The sequence below is a fragment of the Streptomyces sp. NPDC044571 genome (assembly GCF_040647115.1).
Classification (GTDB): domain Bacteria; phylum Actinomycetota; class Actinomycetes; order Streptomycetales; family Streptomycetaceae; genus Streptomyces.
On the sequence record NZ_JBEZBN010000003.1, the window covers coordinates 1 to 16,111 of the forward strand.

At 70.3% G+C, this 16,111-nt stretch carries 19 protein-coding genes; 8 read left to right on the forward strand and 11 right to left on the reverse strand.

What is annotated here, in order from left to right; genetic code table 11:
- Positions 1 to 58 precede the first annotated feature (58 nt).
- Positions 59 to 820, reverse strand: coding sequence for an isoprenyl transferase (locus AB0B01_RS02160; protein ID WP_361712060.1), 762 nt, complete (start codon positions 818 to 820; stop codon positions 59 to 61).
- Between the two features lie 130 nt (positions 821 to 950).
- On the opposite strand from AB0B01_RS02160, the gene mgrA reads away from it, so the two are divergent.
- Positions 951 to 1,988: an L-glyceraldehyde 3-phosphate reductase gene (gene mgrA, locus AB0B01_RS02165; RefSeq protein WP_361712061.1), complete on the forward strand. Its 1,038-nt coding sequence runs from the start codon at positions 951 to 953 to the stop codon at positions 1,986 to 1,988.
- 141 nt (positions 1,989 to 2,129) lie between these two features.
- On the opposite strand, the gene AB0B01_RS02170 is transcribed toward mgrA, so the two are convergent.
- The gene (locus AB0B01_RS02170; RefSeq protein ID WP_361712062.1) at positions 2,130 to 2,864 is read right to left on the reverse strand and encodes an A24 family peptidase; all 735 of its coding nucleotides are present in this window, start codon (positions 2,862 to 2,864) and stop codon (positions 2,130 to 2,132) included.
- A 69-nt stretch (positions 2,865 to 2,933) separates the two neighbouring features.
- On the opposite strand from AB0B01_RS02170, the gene AB0B01_RS02175 reads away from it, so the two are divergent.
- From AB0B01_RS02175 to AB0B01_RS02185, 3 genes are all read left to right on the forward strand, one after another.
- Positions 2,934 to 3,320, forward strand: a complete 387-nt coding sequence (locus AB0B01_RS02175) for a DUF192 domain-containing protein (protein WP_361712063.1) — start codon at positions 2,934 to 2,936, stop codon at positions 3,318 to 3,320.
- A gap of 59 nt (positions 3,321 to 3,379) precedes the next feature.
- Positions 3,380 to 3,997: an SMI1/KNR4 family protein gene (locus AB0B01_RS02180; RefSeq protein WP_361712064.1), complete on the forward strand. Its 618-nt coding sequence runs from the start codon at positions 3,380 to 3,382 to the stop codon at positions 3,995 to 3,997.
- A 297-nt stretch (positions 3,998 to 4,294) separates the two neighbouring features.
- Entirely contained in the window at positions 4,295 to 5,578 is a 1,284-nt protein-coding gene (locus AB0B01_RS02185; RefSeq protein WP_361712065.1) for an extracellular solute-binding protein, read from the forward strand.
- A 230-nt stretch (positions 5,579 to 5,808) separates the two neighbouring features.
- Here AB0B01_RS02185 and AB0B01_RS02190 read toward each other — a convergent pair whose 3' ends face one another.
- A complete protein-coding gene (locus AB0B01_RS02190) occupies positions 5,809 to 6,432 on the reverse strand; it encodes a hypothetical protein (RefSeq protein WP_361712066.1) in 624 nt (207 codons plus the stop codon).
- A 139-nt stretch (positions 6,433 to 6,571) separates the two neighbouring features.
- Here AB0B01_RS02190 and AB0B01_RS02195 point away from each other — a divergent pair, with 139 nt between their 5' ends.
- Positions 6,572 to 7,744 carry a serine hydrolase domain-containing protein gene (locus tag AB0B01_RS02195; RefSeq protein ID WP_361712067.1) on the forward strand — a complete coding sequence of 391 codons (1,173 nt, stop codon included), beginning with the start codon at positions 6,572 to 6,574 and terminating at the stop codon, positions 7,742 to 7,744.
- Here the strand turns inward: AB0B01_RS02195 and AB0B01_RS02200 are convergent.
- The 3 genes from AB0B01_RS02200 to AB0B01_RS02210 form a co-directional block, all read right to left on the reverse strand.
- Complete coding sequence (locus tag AB0B01_RS02200) at positions 7,735 to 8,058, reverse strand: nuclear transport factor 2 family protein (RefSeq protein WP_361712249.1); 324 nt, start codon at positions 8,056 to 8,058, stop codon at positions 7,735 to 7,737. The two genes, AB0B01_RS02195 and AB0B01_RS02200, sit on opposite strands and share 10 nt — an antisense overlap.
- 126 nt (positions 8,059 to 8,184) lie before the next feature.
- Positions 8,185 to 9,012: a polysaccharide deacetylase family protein gene (locus tag AB0B01_RS02205; RefSeq protein ID WP_361712068.1), complete on the reverse strand. Its 828-nt coding sequence runs from the start codon at positions 9,010 to 9,012 to the stop codon at positions 8,185 to 8,187.
- A 297-nt stretch (positions 9,013 to 9,309) separates the two neighbouring features.
- Complete coding sequence (locus AB0B01_RS02210; RefSeq protein ID WP_361712069.1) at positions 9,310 to 10,899, reverse strand: MDR family MFS transporter; 1,590 nt, start codon at positions 10,897 to 10,899, stop codon at positions 9,310 to 9,312.
- A gap of 116 nt (positions 10,900 to 11,015) precedes the next feature.
- On the opposite strand from AB0B01_RS02210, the gene AB0B01_RS02215 reads away from it, so the two are divergent.
- Both AB0B01_RS02215 and AB0B01_RS02220 read left to right on the forward strand, forming a co-directional pair.
- Complete coding sequence (locus AB0B01_RS02215) at positions 11,016 to 11,594, forward strand: helix-turn-helix domain-containing protein (protein ID WP_361712070.1); 579 nt, start codon at positions 11,016 to 11,018, stop codon at positions 11,592 to 11,594.
- A 159-nt stretch (positions 11,595 to 11,753) separates the two neighbouring features.
- Positions 11,754 to 12,785, forward strand: a complete 1,032-nt coding sequence (locus tag AB0B01_RS02220) for an SGNH/GDSL hydrolase family protein (protein WP_361712071.1) — start codon at positions 11,754 to 11,756, stop codon at positions 12,783 to 12,785.
- Between the two features lie 31 nt (positions 12,786 to 12,816).
- On the opposite strand, the gene AB0B01_RS02225 is transcribed toward AB0B01_RS02220, so the two are convergent.
- Positions 12,817 to 13,242: a nuclear transport factor 2 family protein gene (locus tag AB0B01_RS02225; protein ID WP_361712251.1), complete on the reverse strand. Its 426-nt coding sequence runs from the start codon at positions 13,240 to 13,242 to the stop codon at positions 12,817 to 12,819.
- 103 nt (positions 13,243 to 13,345) lie between these two features.
- Between AB0B01_RS02225 and AB0B01_RS02230 the strand changes: the two genes are divergently transcribed.
- Positions 13,346 to 13,933 (forward strand): helix-turn-helix domain-containing protein, encoded by a 588-nt coding sequence (locus tag AB0B01_RS02230; RefSeq protein ID WP_361712072.1) that lies wholly within the window; start codon positions 13,346 to 13,348, stop codon positions 13,931 to 13,933.
- Here the strand turns inward: AB0B01_RS02230 and AB0B01_RS02235 are convergent.
- The 4 genes from AB0B01_RS02235 to AB0B01_RS02250 are packed head-to-tail and all read right to left on the reverse strand — an operon-like array spanning position 13,930 to position 16,035.
- Entirely contained in the window at positions 13,930 to 14,568 is a 639-nt protein-coding gene (locus AB0B01_RS02235; RefSeq protein WP_361712073.1) for an OmpA family protein, read from the reverse strand. The genes AB0B01_RS02230 and AB0B01_RS02235 overlap by 4 nt on opposite strands.
- Before the next feature lie 4 nt (positions 14,569 to 14,572).
- Positions 14,573 to 15,163: a hypothetical protein gene (locus tag AB0B01_RS02240; RefSeq protein WP_361712074.1), complete on the reverse strand. Its 591-nt coding sequence runs from the start codon at positions 15,161 to 15,163 to the stop codon at positions 14,573 to 14,575.
- A gap of 30 nt (positions 15,164 to 15,193) precedes the next feature.
- Positions 15,194 to 15,838, reverse strand: coding sequence for a pilus assembly protein TadG-related protein (locus AB0B01_RS02245; RefSeq protein WP_361712075.1), 645 nt, complete (start codon positions 15,836 to 15,838; stop codon positions 15,194 to 15,196).
- On the reverse strand, positions 15,835 to 16,035 hold the full coding sequence (locus tag AB0B01_RS02250; protein ID WP_361712076.1) for a hypothetical protein: 201 nt from the start codon (positions 16,033 to 16,035) through the stop codon (positions 15,835 to 15,837). Before AB0B01_RS02250 ends, AB0B01_RS02245 begins: the two co-directional genes overlap by 4 nt.
- Positions 16,036 to 16,111 lie beyond the last annotated feature (76 nt).

The following is a 16,111-nucleotide window of genomic DNA, read 5'->3' on the forward strand; positions in this document are numbered from 1 at the left end:
CGGACGGAGGTCCGGGGCGCGCCGTGTACGGGCCGGGGGTGCGAGGGGGCGTCAGGCCTCAGGTGCCGTAGCGCCGGTGGCGGGCGGCGTAGTCGCGCAGGGCCCGCAGGAAGTCGACCTTGCGGAAGGCCGGCCAGAAGACCTCGCAGAAGTAGTACTCGGAATGGGCGCTCTGCCACAGCATGAATCCGGACAGCCGCTGTTCGCCGCTCGTGCGGATCACCAGGTCCGGGTCGGGCTGGCCGCGGGTGTAGAGGTGCTCGGCGATGTGGTCGATGTCCAGGATGTTGGCGAGCTCCTCGAAGGAGGTGCCCTTCTCCGCGTGCTCCAGCAGCAGCGAGCGGACGGCGTCGGCGATCTCCTGGCGGCCTCCGTAGCCGACGGCGACGTTGACCAGTATGCCGTCGACGTCGTGCGTGGCCTGCTCGGCCTCCTTGAGCACGGACTGCGTCCGGTCGGGGAGGATGTCGAGGTTGCCGACGTGGTGGACGCGCCAGCGGCCGTCCGCGGCCAGGCCCCGGACCGTGTTCTCGATGATGTTGAGCAGCGGGCGGAGCTCGACCTCCGGCCGGTCCAGGTTGTCGGTGGACAGCATCCACAGGGTGACGACCTCGACGTCGGTCTCGGTGCACCAGCCCAGCATCTCGGAGATCTTGTCGGCCCCCGCCTGGTGGCCCTGCTCCGTCGTACCTCCGGACGCCTTCGCCCAGCGCCGGTTCCCGTCCAGGATCACGCCGATGTGCTTGGGCGACGCGTCATGGTCGAGGCGACCTTCCACCCGGCGTGCGTAGAGCCTGTACACCAGGTCGCGCAGCTTCACGATCTTCCAGCCCCTCCGTGCAATGCCCCCGTGCGAAATGCGGTCCCTACCCCCGAGGCCGCCACATTACTGCGCGGCGGGATCGGGTACCCAACTCGGTACGTCACAAGTCCGTGATAGGGAGGACAACGTGACTGATAACAATCCCTATCGGGCAGAGCCCTCACGGTACGACTCCATGCAGTACCGTCGCACCGGACGCAGCGGCCTCAAGCTCCCCGCCATCTCCCTCGGCCTCTGGCACAACTTCGGCGACGACAGGTCCCTGGAGACCCAGCGCGCCATTCTGCGCCGGGCCTTCGACCTGGGCGTGACCCACTTCGACCTGGCGAACAACTACGGCCCGCCGCCCGGCTCGGCCGAGCTCAACTTCGGCAAGATCTTCGCGCAGGACTTCGCGTCCTACCGGGACCAGCTGATCATCTCCACCAAGGCCGGCTACCTCATGCACGAGGGCCCGTACGGCGAGTGGGGCAGCCGCAAGTACCTGATGAGCTCGCTCGACGCCTCGCTGAAGCGGATGGGCGTGGACTACGTCGACATCTTCTACTCGCACCGCTTCGACCCGGAGACCCCGCTGGAGGAGACCATGGGCGCCCTCGTGTCCGCGGTCCAGCAGGGCAAGGCGCTCTACGTGGGCATCTCCTCGTACACCGCGGAGCAGACGGCCGAGGCGGCGGGCATCCTGCGCGAGGCGGGGGTGCGCCCGCTGATCCACCAGCCCTCGTACTCCATGATCAACCGCTGGACGGAGGAGGACGCGCTGCTGAACACCCTGGAGGAGGCCGGCATGGGCTGCATCTCCTTCGCCCCGCTCGCGCAGGGGCTGCTGACCGGCAAGTACCTCCAGGGCATCCCGGAGGGCTCGCGGGCCGCCCAGGGCAAGTCCCTGAACCCGGACCTGCTCTCGGAGGACGTGCGGCGGCGGCTGCACGGGCTCAACGAGATCGCGGCCCGGCGCGGTCAGTCGCTGGCGCAGCTGGCGCTCAGCTGGGTGCTGCGCGACGAGCGGATGACCTCGGCGCTGATCGGCGCGTCGAGCGTGGCGCAGCTGGAGGAGAACATCGCGGCCCTGGCCGGCGCGCCGCTGTCGGAGGAGGAGCTGAAGGAGATCGACTCCTTCGCCGTCTCCACCCCCGGCACCAACATCTGGGCCCAGCGCGGCTGACCTGCGTTTTTGCGCGGCCGCCGGAGGGGATGGGGCGAAACGGAAAACGGGCCGGTCCGTGGGGGGGATACGGACCGGCCCGAGGGGGGGGTTCCACCATAACCCTTCGTAAAGCCTGCTGCGTGCATCGGCGCGCGATGATTACGCTCCGAAACCACCCAGCAGCACTCCGGTGAGGGCTCCGGCCGCCATGAACGGACCGAACGCGAAGCCCTTTTTCGCTCCTCCGGGGCCCTTCAGCACAAGGCCGAGGCCGTACAGGGCCCCGTAGAGGAAGCCGAGGAAGGCCCCCGCGGCCCATACCCCCCAGCCGTACCACCCAAGAGTGACCCCGAGGGCGAGCGCCAGCTTGACGTCGCCGAAGCCCATCCCGGCGGGGTTGATCAGGAACAGCACCAGGTACGCGGCGGCGAGCGCGACCCCGCCGGTCAGGGCGTGCCGCCAGGACCCGGCGGCGCCGGGCAGCAGGGCGGCGGCCCCGAGGCCGGCGGCCGTGAGGGCCGCCAGGGGCAGGGTCAGGACGTCGGGCAGCCGGTGCACGGCGAGGTCGACCAGCCCGAGCAGGACGAGTACGGGCGCCACCCCGGCGAACACCACCGCCTCGGGCCGCCCCCCGGCGGCGGCACCGAGCAGCCCGCACACCGCGCCGCTGAGCGCCGCGACCGGCGCGGCCCCGGGCCCGTACGCATGCCGCTCCCCGGCGCCGCCCGCGCGGCAGCGCGGCGGGCCGAGCCAGCCCGCGAGGGGGTGCTCCCGCGGGCACCGCTCCCGCCAGGGCTCCCCCGGCGCCACGGAGAGCCGGTAGGCGGCGCGCGGCAGCAGCAGCCCGGCGGCCACGCCGTAGCCCGCGGCAAGGATGATCACGACCAGGCCCATCCGCCGACGGTAGGCCGCGGTGGCGCGGGCGGCATGGGCCCGGAGACCCAATGGCCCTACGCTGCCCGCATGGCCAAGGGGTGGAGGGACGGCGAGGCGGTGCTGCGCGTCGACGGGACCGGGGATGCGATCCCGCTGGAGGTGGCCGCCTCCTACCGGGCCCGGACCCGCGGGCTGCTCGGGCGCGACGGGATCACCGGCGCCCTGCTGCTCACGCCCGCCGGGAACGTGCACACCTTCCGGATGCGGTTCGCGATCGACGTGGCGTACCTGGACCGGCGGCTGGAGGTGATCGCGCTGACCACCATGGTCCCGGGCCGGCTCGGGCTGCCCCGGCTGCGCTCCCGGCACGTCCTGGAGGCGGAGGCGGGCGCCATGGCCGCGTGGGGGCTGCGGACCGGGTCCCGCCTGCACATCGCGGGGCCGGGCCGCCCGGAGCGTCTCAGCCGCGGCTAGGCCGTGCGCGGACACGGCGGTAGGTTGGGGCGGTTGGGCTGGGGTGTCAGGGGAGCGGCATGACGGAGAACGCGCGGGTCAAGGCGCTGGAGCAGATCATGCCGGCGACGCACGGCGCCGACGAGGACATCGACTGGCAGGCCGCCGAGGCCGTCTGGCGCACCCGCTTCCCGTCCGACTACGTCGCCTTCATGGGCCGCTTCGGCGCGGGCTCCATCAACGGCGAGGCCAGCATCCTGCTGCCGCTGCCCAAGCCCGGACTCCAGTGGGATCCCGCCGAGATGGCCGAGGAGACCGAGAACGCCCGCCTCACCTGGGAGGCGGAGGGCGGCCGGGCCGCCTTCGACCTGGACCCCGAGTCGATCATCGCCTGGGGTGTCACCGGCGGAGCCGACATCCTCTGCTGGCTCACGAACGACCCCGATCCGGACCGCTGGCCCGTCCTGGTGGTCGGCCGGCACACCGCCGACTCCTTCGCCGTGTATCCGTACGGCATGACCGAGTTCCTCTACCGGCTCTGCTCGGACGAGTTCGACGTGAGCCCGGTCAGCATCACCTTCTGGGACGGGGGCCACCTCAGCTTCGTCCACTGGCGCAAGGCCCAGCGCCGCTGGCAGGAGGGCCGCAACCCGGAGACCGGCGAGCCCGATCCGTACGCGGGCGACTTCACGCCCTGAGAGCCCGCCGCACCCGTACCGGCCCCCTCCTCGCACCGTCCCACCCGTCGCAGAGCGCACCTCCGCGTGAAACGGGCGTTTCAGCATGTCTACGCGCGTCCGATTTGTGGATCAGCTAGGGGAAAACACCAGCCGGAAATGCCGCACTTGGAGCATTGACCACAAGTACCGACCCAATGGAATCAATCGCCCCGCTTCAGGAGAGAATTCCGGCCAACGGGCCACGGAGGGACACCCCAGCCCGGAGCAACTCATAAGTAGTAACGGGACTCAAAAGAAATTCAGGGGAATACACCCGTGCGACGAAGAATCTTCGGCACGGCCGCGACCGCGGTCGTACTCGGTCTGCTGATCCCACTGGCCGGATGCAGCGGTTCGGGCGACGGTGCAGGCGACAGCGGTACGTTGCGCCTGGTGGCCGCGGAGTACGGCGACAGCCAAGCCACCAGCTCCAAGGCCTATTGGGACAAGGTGACGGCTGATTTCACCAAGGCCAACCCCGGCATCAAGGTCGAGGTGCAGCTCCTGCCGTGGGCCGACATCGACCGCGAGGTCACCCGCATGGTCAAGGCCGGAAACGCGCCGGACATGGCCCTCATGGGTTCCTACTCCGACTTCGCGGCGCAGGGAAAGCTCTATTCCGCGGAGGAACTCCTCTCCATCACCGCCGAGGCGAACTTCCTCCAGCCGCTCGCCGAGGCCGGCTCCATCGGCAACACCCTCTACGGCCTGCCCTGGGTGGCGAGCAGCCGCCTCCTCTTCTACAACGAGAGCCTGTTCACGAAGGCGGGCATCAGCAACCCGCCCAAGACCTGGTCCGAGCTGAAGTCCGCCGCCAAGGCCCTCAAGGACAAGGGCGTGAAGTTCCCGTACGCCCTCCCGCTGGGGCCGGAGGAGGCGCACGCCGAGGCGCTGATCTGGGAGCTGAGCAACGGCGGCGGCTACGCCGACAGCAGCGGCAACTACAGCCTGGCCTCCGACCAGAACATCCAGACCTTCCGCTGGGTCAAGGACAACCTGGTGACCCCCGGCCTGACGGGACCGGTCACGCCGTCCCAGCTCAACCGGGCCGACGCGTTCGCGGCGTTCGTACGCGGCGAGGTCGGCATGGTCAACGGCTACCCCTCGCTCGTCCACGAGGCGCGCGCGAAGGGCATCAGCGTGGGCACGGTGTCCATGCCGGTGGCGGACTCGCTCGGCTCCGGGGAGATCCCGCCGACCGTGGGCGTGGCCGACTGGATGATGGCGTTCAAGCAGAACGACAAGGGCAAGGAGATCGGCAAGTTCCTGGACTTCGTCTACCAGGACAAGAACATGTCGGACTTCGCAGGCCGCTACCACCTGCTGCCCTCCACCGTCTCCGCCTCCCGGACCCTGGACGGCGGCATCGACAGCACCGACACGCAGTTCCTGACCGCCCTGCGCGGTGCGCAGCTCTACCCGGTGAACGACCCCTCGTGGGTGACGGTCAGCGACACCATCAAGCGCAACATCGGCCGCGCGGTGGAGCCGAACGGTGACGCGAAGAGCGTCCTGGAGGACATCGCCTCGAAGGCGAACGAGGCCGGACGCAAGCACTGAGCGGGCGCGCGGAACACCGCCCGCTCCGCCGAACAGCCCATCGAACACGGGACTTTCGTCCCCCGTCGCATCCCATCCCATGCGGCATGATGGTCCACGGCTCTTGATCCAAGGCCGCGGTCCAGTCGCCCCGCCGAGTGCCCACAAGGCGCAGGGGCGGCCGGCCCCTCTCCCCCGGGGCCCCCTCCCGCCGGCTTTCTCCTCGCCGGCCCGCGGGCCCCTCTTCACCGCTACTGCGGACCGTGCTCCGCCGCGAAGGCCGTCCGGTGCTGCTCGCAGCTGGAGTCCCAGCGCAGCGAGCCCGTCAGCGTCCCGTAGCCCGAGCGCGTGACCGACCATTCCACCGTGTACTCACCCGTGTCGCAGGCGACCCGCTTGCCGCCGGGCACCTTGGCGCGTCCGGTCGCGGACTGGTCCTTCAGCTCTTGGCGCACCTCGACCACCTTGGCCCGGTCCGCCGCACGCAGGACGGCGTGCACGACGATCGGGTGGGTTCCCTCCTTGGTGGTCACCGCCTTCTTCACCACGGTCGAGTCCGACACCGCCCACCCGAAATCGAACGAGGGCAGCCAGGCGAGTGACTTCGGGTCGGGGGCCTGGTGCGGGAAGTCCGATGCGGCCGCGGGGCCGTGGCGGGCGACCGTCTTGTACTGGATGCCGGGGTAGAAGCGCAGCTGCCCCTCCACCCTGTGCATTTCGTCCTTGGTCCACAGCGACTTCATCGTCTTCTCGCCGCCGGCCGGGTCCTGGAGGTAGCTCCCCTCGGCGGCGGTGGCGGCGCCCTGGCCGAAGGCGGGTGCGAGGGCCGCCGCGGACGCGGCGAGGGCGAGAGCGGCAATGCGGGTGCGCTTCATGTCCGGTCCAACGGGAGCCCCCGCGGGCTGGAACGACACCGGGCGGGCTTTCACCCGTACGGGAGCCGGCACCGGAATATTCCATGATCATCTCCCGTTGTGCGTGCCGAACCGACGGAGTACGGCGACAGGGGGCCCGATGGGCGCGAAGGTGAACGGCACGGTGGCAGCGGGCTGGGAGTCCGTACGGGAGGAGTTCGAGGCCTTCGTCGCAGCGGAGGCGCACTCCCCCGAGGCGCAGCTGGCGGTGCACCACGACGGCCGTCGGGTGGTCGACCTGTGGGCGGGCGAGGACACCGGAGCCGACACGCTGACCGGCGTCTACTCGATCACCAAGGGCGCCGCCTACCTGGTGGTGGCGCTGCTCGTGCAGGACGGCGTACTCGACCTGGAGCGGCCGGTGTCGGCGTACTGGCCGGAGTTCACCGGCGGCGGCAAGGAGCGGCTGACCGTACGCCAGCTGGTGTCCCACCAGGCCGGCCTGCTCAGCACCCCCGAGGGCTTCGACTACGAGGAGATCGCGGACGACGCGCTGATCGCGGCGCGGCTGGCCGGGCAGAAGCCGTACTGGGAGCCCGGGACGGCGTACGGGTACCACGCCTTCGTGATCGGCGCGCTGACCGGCGAGCTGGTGCGGCGGGCGACCGGCCGGTCCCTGCCCCAGGTGTACGAGGAGCGGATCCGGGCGCCGTACGGCCTGGATCTCTACATGGGGCTGCCGAGCGCGCTGGAGGGGCGGTGGAAGCCGGTGCTGGACATGCTCCCGACGCCCGAGCAGCTGGCGGCCGCGCAGGCGGGCGGGGCGCAGGTCCCGGAGCTGCTGCCGGTGGCTTTCAACGCACACGGGAAGCAGCCGATGGACCTGGTGGTGTACGCCAACCACCCGAAGGTGAAGGCGCTGGGCCCGGCCTCGGCCGGCGGCATCGGCACGGCGCGCGGGGTGGCCCGGCTGTACGCGGCGGCGATCGGCGAGGTGGACGGCCGGGCTCCGCTGCTGGAGCCGGAGACGGCGGCCGAGTTCGCGAGGCTGCACACCCCGGGCGAGGACCGGGTCACCGCGGAGCCGGACCACTTCGGGCTGGGCTTCGAGCAGCAGCCCGCGGTGGGCCCGCGGGCGTTCGGGCACAGCGGCGCGGCCGGCGGGCTGGGCTGGGCGGATCCGGCGACCGGCCTCGCCTACGGGTACACGCGCCGCCGCTTCGGCTTCCCGGGCGGGGCGGCCCCGGAGAACGTGCCCCTGACGGCGGCGGTCCTGCGGATCGCGCGCGGTCCGGGCGCGGGGGCGGCGGCCGGGGAGGCGGCTCAGGCCTGACCGGTCTCGAAGCGGCTGATGCGCCCCTCGCCGGTGACCGTGAACCGCCATGCGGTGCGCATCTCGCCCCAGGTGTCGTTGCGGTAGTCGACGATGAGGCGGTGGCCGCCGTCGGACTCGGAGACGACGTCCATGTGGCCGTTGGAGGACCAGATCTCCTTGTCGGTCCACTCGGCGAGGTCGCGGTCGGAGCCGTCGTCGGACATGCTCGCGTCGGCTGTCAGCAACTGCGTGAAGGCCGCCTGGTCGTGCGCGTTGACGGCGGTGACGAAAGCCCTGACGGCGGGGTCGGACAGCTTGCTCGGCGCGATCACGGAGGCCTCCTGGCCGGTCGTACGGGTGGTGCGGGTGCGACCAGGGAACACCGCGGGCGGCGCCGGGGCGTCGATCCTCACCCGTTCGCCGCCGGGCGGCGTGTCAGACGACCGACCTGTGGAGGCCTACGGGGTGGTCCGGACGGGGAATCCGGTGGGCCGGTCCTGCTCCCGCAGCCAGGACAGGACCTGGTCGAGGGCTTCGACGGTCTGCCCGCGGTTGCCGCCGCCGTCGTGGAAGAGGACCGTGGGGCCGTTGCCCAGCTCCTTCTTGACGGTGTTGACGATGGCGGCGACGCCGGGCTTCTGGAAGTCCTTGGTGTCGACGTTCCAGCCGAGCGGACGCATGCCGTGCGCGGCGGCCGTGCGGCGGCTGTCGGGCGTGAACGCGCCCCCGGGGGCCCGGTAGTACTCCACCTCGGCCGCGCCGCCCGCCGCGTCCTCGATCATCTTCTTCGCGTCGAGGATCTGCTTCTCCTGGTAGGCGGCCGGCTTCTTGGCCATGGCGGTGTCGTGGTCCACGGTGTGGTCGCAGAGCCGGTGGCCGCCCGCCACGACCTGCTTGACCAGGTCGGGGTGGGCCGCGGCCCGCGGTCCGACCATGCAGAAGGTCGCCTTGACGTCGTGCTTCCCCAGGACGTCGAGTATCCGGGGGGTCCAGGCAGGGTCGGGGCCGTCGTCGATGGTGATGTTGACGGCGCTGCCGCCGCTCTCCGACGCGTGGGCTATGCCGTCGGGTATGCGTGCCTCCGGCGGGGCGCCGCCGTGTACGGGATCCTGCTGCGCCGGGGCGCCCTGAGGCGGTGACACCTGCCTGCCGCTCGCGGCGCCGCCCTGGGCGGGACCGCCCGACGCCACCAGGGTGGTGACTCCTCCTATCGTCGCCGCCACGGCGGCGGCCGAGGCCGCGACGGCCATCCTGGTCCGCAGGCCCTGCCGGTCGGTGCGCGCCATGAAGCCCATGGACGGTCCACTCCCCTCCGCCTTCGCGATCACTCTCCCGTTCAGGACGTGTGGCGAGGTGGAAGGGTTCCCACCGATTTCTGCCGGATTTCAGGCAATAGGACCTTGGTCCTTGATCGCACCGATTTGGTCCCGAGTTCGCCGGAGGACCCTGAGCGGCCGTCAACTCCCGGACATGCCGCGGCCCCGGCGGACGATTGCCGTCCGCCGGGGCCGCTGGTTTTGTCGGCCGGTCGTTCTGGTGGCCGGTCGTTCTGTTGGCCGCTCGCGCCGGCCGGTCGCGCCCGCTCAGTGCGAGATGGACTCCTGTGCAGCCTGGGCCGCCTTGTCCGCGCCCGCGCCGCCGGCCTGCGGACCCGCGCCCCGGAGCGGGACCTCCTTGACGAACCAGGCCGCCGCGAAGCCCAGTACGGCGATGAACGCGCCGAGCAGGAACGCGGAGTGCGTACCGGCGGCGACCGCGTGCTGATAGGCGTCGCGGACCGCTTCCGGCAGCTTCGCCAGGCTGGCCGCGTCGAGCTGGGCGGAGCCCGCGGCGCCGGCCGCGTCCGGGCCGAGGCGCTCGCCCATGGTCTCCGTGACCCGGCTGGTGAACAGCGAACCCATGAGGGCCACGCCGAAGGAGCCGCCGAGCGTACGGAAGAGGGTGGCCGAGGAGGACGCGACGCCCATGTCCTTCATGTCGACGCTGTTCTGCGCGACGAGCATGGTGATCTGCATCAGGAAGCCGAGCCCGGCGCCGAGGACGGCCATGTAGACGCCCGAGACCAGGCGGCTGGTACCGGTGTCCATCTGGGCGAGCAGGAAGAGGCCGACGACCATGAGCGCGCCGCCGATGATCGGGAACATCTTGTACTTGCCGCTGCTGGTGGTGACCCGGCCCGCGATCAGGGAGACGACCATCATCGAGAGCAGCATCGGCAGGAGCAGGAGGCCGGAGTTGGTGGCGGAGGCGCCCTGGACCGCCTGCTGGAACAGCGGCAGGTAGAGCACGCCGCCGAACATCGCGAAGCCGACGAGGAAGCCGATCACCGACATGAGCGTGAAGTTGCGGCTGCGGAAGATGTGCAGCGGGATGACCGGCTCGGCGGCCTTGGTCTCGACGAAGAGGAACGCGGCGATCGACAGCAGGCCGAGGATGATCAGGCCGACGATCTCACCGGAGCCCCAGGCGTACTCGGTGCCGCCCCAGGTGGTGACGAGCACGGTCGAGGTGATGGCGACGGTCAGCAGGGCCGCGCCCAGGTAGTCGATCCTCCGCCCTTCCCCCTGTCCTGTCTTCTTCGGCAGGTGGAGGACGGCGGTGACCATCGCGAGGGCGACGGCGCCCAGGGGGAGGTTGATGTAGAAGGACCAGCGCCAGCCCATGTGGTCGGTGATGGTGCCGCCGACCAACGGGCCGCCGATCATGGCGAGGGCCATCACGCCGGCCATCATGCCCTGGTACTTGCCGCGTTCGCGGGGCGGGATCAGATCGCCGATGATCGCCATGACGCCGACCATCAGACCGCCGGCACCGAGGCCCTGGATGGCGCGGAAGCCGATCAGCTGGCCCATGTCCTGGGCCATGCCGCTGAGGGCGGAGCCGATGAGGAAGATCACGATGGAGGTGAGGAAGGAGCCCTTCCGCCCGTACATGTCGCCGATCTTGCCCCAGATGGGGGTGGAGGCCGCGGTGGCCAGCGTGTACGCCGTGACCACCCAGGAGAGGTGCTCAAGCCCGCCGAGCTCGCCGACGATGGTGGGCATCGCCGTACCGATGATCATGTTGTCCAGCATGGCCAGCAGCATGGCGATCATGAGCGCCATGAGGACCACACGGACGCTGCGCGGCTTCACCTCCTCCGAGGTCTGCGCCGCCTTGGTGATATCGACCATGTCCACTCCCCGTTGCACCCGCTCCCGGGCACTTACTTGCCGCCCGGCTAGTTCACTACACTGGGGAAGGTAGACCCGTCACTAGCCGGGCGTCAAGTAAGTAATTGGGGAGAGCCATGTCCAGCAGCAGTCCGCAGGCGCGTCGTGGCAACACGCGTCAGCGCATCCAGGACGTCGCACTGGAGCTCTTCGCCGAGCAGGGGTACGAGAAGACCTCGCTGAGGGAGATCGCGGAGCGGCTGGAGGTCACGAAGGCGGCGCTGTACTACCACTTCAAGAGCAAGGAAGACATCATCATCAGCGTCTTCGAAGACCTGACGCGCCCCATCGACGAGCTGATCGAGTGGGCGAAGGGGCAGCCGCGGACGCTGGAGACGAAGCGCGAGGTGTTGCGGCGCTACAGCGAGGCGATGGTGGCGGGCGCCCCGCTGTACCGCTTCATGCAGGAGAACCAGGCGACGATGCGGGAGCTGACCATCGGCGAGACGGTCAAGCGCCGGCTCTTCACCCTGGTCGACCTGCTGCGCACGGAGGGCGCCCCGACGGTGGACCAGGTGCGCTGCGTCAGCGCCCTGTTCACGCTGCACGCGGGGATGATGTTCCTCCAGCACGTGGAGGGCGACCCGGAGGAGACCCGGCTGGCGGCGCTGGAGGTCGCCACCGACCTGATCACGCGGGCGCACCACGAACGGTGACGCTGGGCGGACTGCGGCCGGGGACGGGCCCGATCGCAGTGGGGACGAGGGTCGGGATCACCCGATCGAGCGATTACTCTCGGTGAGGACTCCGGTTACTTTTGGTGAAACGCGCCGGTGGGGGACGAGCCTCGGGCGCCCGAGCCAGAGGACACCGCCATGTCCACCACCCGTACCCGGCTGGCGCTCGCCGCCGCGACCACACTCGCCACCCTCTCCGTCGCCACTTCCACCACGGCTGCATCGAGCCCCGCGGCGGCCGCTTCCCCGCCCGAGGCTCTCAACTGGGTCGCCATGGGGGACTCGTACAGCTCGGGCGCCTTCGTCCGACCGTGGTCGACGGACGACGGCTGCGGGCGCTCCGCCCTGAGCTACCCGCAGCAGGCCGCACGGCAGCTGCGGGTGCGCCTCACCGATGTGACCTGCTCCGCCGCCGAGGTCAGAGCGGGCCTGCTGGAGCGGCAGACCGACATGACCGGGCCGCCCTCGGTGCCGCCACCCGGCGGTTGGCCCGCCAAACCGGCCCAGATCAACGCGCTTTCGGCCGCCACCGACCTGGTCACGGTCGGCATCGGGGGCAACTCGGTCGGCTTCAAGGAGATCGTGGAGCAGTGCGTCGCGCAGGGCGTCGCCGCCTTCGGCATGGGCAAGCCGTGCACCTCGCACTACACCACGGGGGCGGGGGCCGCCGCCCTGAACGGCAGATTCGCCTCGCTGGAGGCCGACTTGGCGACCCTCATGCAGGCCATCCGGGCCCGCGCACCGCGGGCCAGGGTCGCACTGGTCGGGTATCCGGCCCTCGTCGATGACAGTGCCGGCTGCCGCTGGGGCTCGTGGCAGCAGTTCGGCACCGCCACCAAGGGCGACCTCCCATGGCTGGACAGCACGGAGCGGCGGGTGAACACCGTCCTGCGCGAGCAGGCCCGCAAGGCGGGCGCGGCCTACGTGGACACGTACACCTCCAGCGCCGGGCACGGAGTGTGTGCGAGCGGTGAGCAGCGCTGGATGTACGGCATCAAGGACGAGCTGACGGGCCCGGGAAGCCAGAGCGATGAGCCGTCCGTTCTCTGCCGGGCGATCCCTTCATCCGGCGAGGCCTGCACCCTGCTCCACCCCAACCTCCTGGGCACCACCCACCAGGCAGACCTGGTCACGCGTGCTCTGGTCGGCCTGGGAGCGACGAGAGCCTGAGGGACGAAGAGGCCTCACGACGAAGGGCGCCTCACGGGGTGGGGCGGTGGAGGCGGCGCTCGGATTCCGCGATGGGGACGTCGTTGATGCTGGCCTCGCGGCGGCGCATCAGGCCGTTGTCGTCGAACTCCCACTGTTCGTTGCCATGGCTGCGCCACCACTGCCCGGCGTCGTCGTGCCACTCGTACTCGAAGCGGACGGAGATGCGGTTGCCGGTGTACGCCCAGAGTTCCTTGCGCAGGCGGTAGTCGCGTTCGCGCTCCCACTTCTCCGCGAGGAACTCCCGGATCTCGGCGCGGCCGGTGAGGAAGCGGTCGCGGTTGCGCCACACGGAGTCCTCGGTGTACGCGAGGGCCACGCGTTCGGGGTCGCGGGAGTTCCAGGCATCCTCGGCCGCCTGCACCTTCGCGGTGGCGGACTCCTCGGTGAAGGGGGGCAGGGGCGGGCGTACGGGCACGGCCATGGCGGTACCTCTCGAAGCTCGGTGAAGAGAACGAACGTTCTCGAACCGTAGAGAACGAGCGTTCTCTACGCAAGCGGTTCTGGGCTACGCTCCCCGCATGGACGACGAAGAGGCCCGCACCCGGCTGCTGGACACGGCGGAGGCGCTGTTCTACGCGGAGGGCATCCAGGCCGTCGGCATGGACCGCATCCGCACGGAGTCGGGCGTCCCGCTCAAACGGCTCTACACGCTCTTCCCGGCCAAGGAATCGCTGGTCGCGGCCTACCTGGACCGGCGCGACCGGCGCTGGATGAACAGCCTGCGCGAGGCGGTGGCGGCGGGCGCGGACGACCCGGTCGGAGCCGTCTTCGACTGGCTGGCGGGGTGGTTCGCGGAGCCGGACTTCCGGGGCTGCGCGTTCCTGAACGTTTACGGGGAGCTGGGCACCGGCCCCGCCGGCGTCCTGGACGTCGTGCGCCGCCACAAGGCGGAGCTGCGGACCCTGCTGGCCGACCTGGCCGGCCCGGACCGGCCCGACCTGGCGGACCAGTTGCTGATCCTGGTCGAGGGCGCGACGGCGGTGGCCGCCCTCACCCCCGGCCCCGAACCGGCCCACCGGGCCCGCGCGGCGGCGTCCGTCCTGACGGCGGCGGCGGGGGCGGGGGCCGGGGCGGGCGCCGCGGTGGAAACCGGAGCCGGGGCCTAGTTGCCGACGCTGCGGGGGAAGGTGATCTCGACGCGGCGGTTCTTCTTGCGGCCTTCCTCGGTGCTGTTGTCGGCGATCGGGTAGTCCTCGCTGTAACCCCGGACGTCGTAGATGACACCGGGGTTGGTCACGGTCTTGGCCAGCTCGGCCTGCACGGCGTCGGCGCGCTGCTTGGACAGCTCCTTGCCGTGCTCGTAGCTGCCCTGGTCGTCGGTGAACCCGAAGACCCGGATGCGAGTGGCCTTCTGGGTGTTGATCTCGTTGGCGATGGCCTGTATCCGTGCGGCGGCCTGCGCGTTGAAGACCGCGCTGTTCTCGGGGAACAGCACCTCGGACTGCAGCGCCATCATGACCGTCTGGTTGGTCTCCTGCCGCCGCTGCTCCCCGCCCAGGTCTTCGACGACCTCGGCGATGTCCAGCACCTTGACGGGTGCCAGGGTCCCCCCCTGGGGGATCTTCAGCCCGGGCGCATTGGAGTCGATCGGCACGGGCGCCGCGGCCGAGGGCTCGGTGCCGGGCGGCACGGACGGCTTGACGTCGTCGGCGTACGCGCTGCCCGCGCCGAGGAAGTGACCCCCGGCGATGACGAGCCCGACGACTACCGTCGCAGCGGTGGTGCGGTGGCGTTGTGTCATGGGGTCACCCGGAGATTTTGACGGTCGCCGTGGCGAAGGTCGGCAGACTGATCTCAACCTCGGTTGTGCTCGCAGGCGGTGCCGGGAACTGCGCGAAGAACGGAACCACGGCACCATGCTCGATCAGCGCGATCCCCGTGGTGCACAGGCACCTGCCGTCTGTATCCCGCAGCACGTAGTACCTCTTCTTACCTGCCTTGTCGGTCACGGTGACTCCAGCGATCGAGGTTCCGCTCTGAGTGAGCTCGTTGCCCCTCCAGGCAGGCGTCTTCGTGTAGTCCGCGCTGCCACCGTTCTTGAACTGGCCGCTGATCGTCAGGAATCCGCCCGCGTCACGGGCAGCCGCATTGATGGTCATCACCATGCCGTCCTCGCCATTGGCCATGGCCAGCACCTGCGTCGGCGTCGGACTGGCAGTGCCGCCGGTCGCAGGCGTCTGCGGAGCACTACCTTGGGCACTGGCTGCAGTCGACTGCCGCGGCTCCTTCGACTTACCGTCATCGCCACCGCCGCACCCGGCCAATGCAAGGGCGAGGACCGCCGCAAAAGCTACGGCCGCTCCCCCGCGGGCTTTCACCGTGTGCCGAATGCTCATCTATGCAGGTTCCTTGTCTCTCGCTCATTGTCAGTCGACCAGTCGTACGGTGAACAGCTTCCTCGCCAGTTGGGACAAGCCGCCCGGCTTCGACGGATCCAACGTGAAGGGCTTCCCGCTGCACACGAAGGTCACGTTCCTCGCCTCGGCTGACGGCGCCGGGGTTGGTGTGGGTGTGGGCGTCGGAGGAGGTGTCGGAGCAGGCATCGGGGCGGAGCGGAGCGAGCATCGCGGTTCGATGCGGGCCGTGGCCGTGGCCCTGCCGTGCAGGTCCCCGCTGGCAGGGACAACCGAGTTCCCGACTGCTTGTTTGGTTGTCACTTCGACAGTGACTTCAGGCAGGGGCGCCGAGCAGGTAACGCTGGCATCGTTCAGTGCGGCGAACTCGGCGGCCCTCCCACAAGCCCCGTCCGCATTGAGCAGATCGCCGCCGACGACCTTTTCCCAGTCCGAGGGCTTCAGGTCAAGCAAGTCGAGCCCGAGAAACAGGTCGTCCCTTGCTTCACCGGCTGCTGCCAGCGCCGCTGCATCAGCCGCTCCCTGCGCGTTGCTACGGGTAATGCCGGCCATGCCGACGACGAAGAAGACCAGGGCGGCAAAGAGCAGGCCCGCCACGACCACGATGTAGGCGGGGAAAGCCTGCCCTCGGTCACCTGGGGCGTCTTTCCCTGTCACTTGCCGGCCGTGATCGCGCCGATCTGGCTCGTGATCTTCGCCGTAATGGTCTGGCCGATGCCCGTGCCGACGATGGCGCCGATGATGACCACCACCACCAGGATGATGCCGAGGTATTCGAAGGCCGTCTGGCCGCGGTCCCCCGTGTGGCGGGGGGTGTGGCGGTTCCGCAGCCTTGCCAGGGTGTTCTGCAGCATGGGGGTTTCCTCCCGGGCCGGTGACGGTGCTGGTTTGCGGACCGTACGGCGAGTGACGAGTCATCACCAAGGGTCC

What these genes read in the sequence shown, in the direction of transcription:
- AB0B01_RS02180 (WP_361712064.1), top strand. Translation starts at nt 3,380, where the DNA reads ATGACGGAGAACGCGCGGGTCAAGGCGCTGGAGCAGATCATGCCGGCG.
- AB0B01_RS02220 (WP_361712071.1), top strand. Translation starts at nt 11,754, where the DNA reads ATGTCCACCACCCGTACCCGGCTGGCGCTCGCCGCCGCGACCACACTC.
- AB0B01_RS02210 (WP_361712069.1), bottom strand. Translation starts at nt 10,899, where the DNA reads ATGGTCGATATCACCAAGGCGGCGCAGACCTCGGAGGAGGTGAAGCCG.
- AB0B01_RS02230 (WP_361712072.1), top strand. Translation starts at nt 13,346, where the DNA reads ATGGACGACGAAGAGGCCCGCACCCGGCTGCTGGACACGGCGGAGGCG.
- AB0B01_RS02190 (WP_361712066.1), bottom strand. Translation starts at nt 6,432, where the DNA reads ATGAAGCGCACCCGCATTGCCGCTCTCGCCCTCGCCGCGTCCGCGGCG.
- AB0B01_RS02195 (WP_361712067.1), top strand. Translation starts at nt 6,572, where the DNA reads ATGGGCGCGAAGGTGAACGGCACGGTGGCAGCGGGCTGGGAGTCCGTA.
- AB0B01_RS02250 (WP_361712076.1), bottom strand. Translation starts at nt 16,035, where the DNA reads ATGCTGCAGAACACCCTGGCAAGGCTGCGGAACCGCCACACCCCCCGC.
- AB0B01_RS02240 (WP_361712074.1), bottom strand. Translation starts at nt 15,163, where the DNA reads ATGAGCATTCGGCACACGGTGAAAGCCCGCGGGGGAGCGGCCGTAGCT.
- AB0B01_RS02175 (WP_361712063.1), top strand. Translation starts at nt 2,934, where the DNA reads ATGGCCAAGGGGTGGAGGGACGGCGAGGCGGTGCTGCGCGTCGACGGG.
- AB0B01_RS02205 (WP_361712068.1), bottom strand. Translation starts at nt 9,012, where the DNA reads ATGGCGCGCACCGACCGGCAGGGCCTGCGGACCAGGATGGCCGTCGCG.
- AB0B01_RS02170 (WP_361712062.1), bottom strand. Translation starts at nt 2,864, where the DNA reads ATGGGCCTGGTCGTGATCATCCTTGCCGCGGGCTACGGCGTGGCCGCC.
- AB0B01_RS02235 (WP_361712073.1), bottom strand. Translation starts at nt 14,568, where the DNA reads ATGACACAACGCCACCGCACCACCGCTGCGACGGTAGTCGTCGGGCTC.
- AB0B01_RS02215 (WP_361712070.1), top strand. Translation starts at nt 11,016, where the DNA reads ATGTCCAGCAGCAGTCCGCAGGCGCGTCGTGGCAACACGCGTCAGCGC.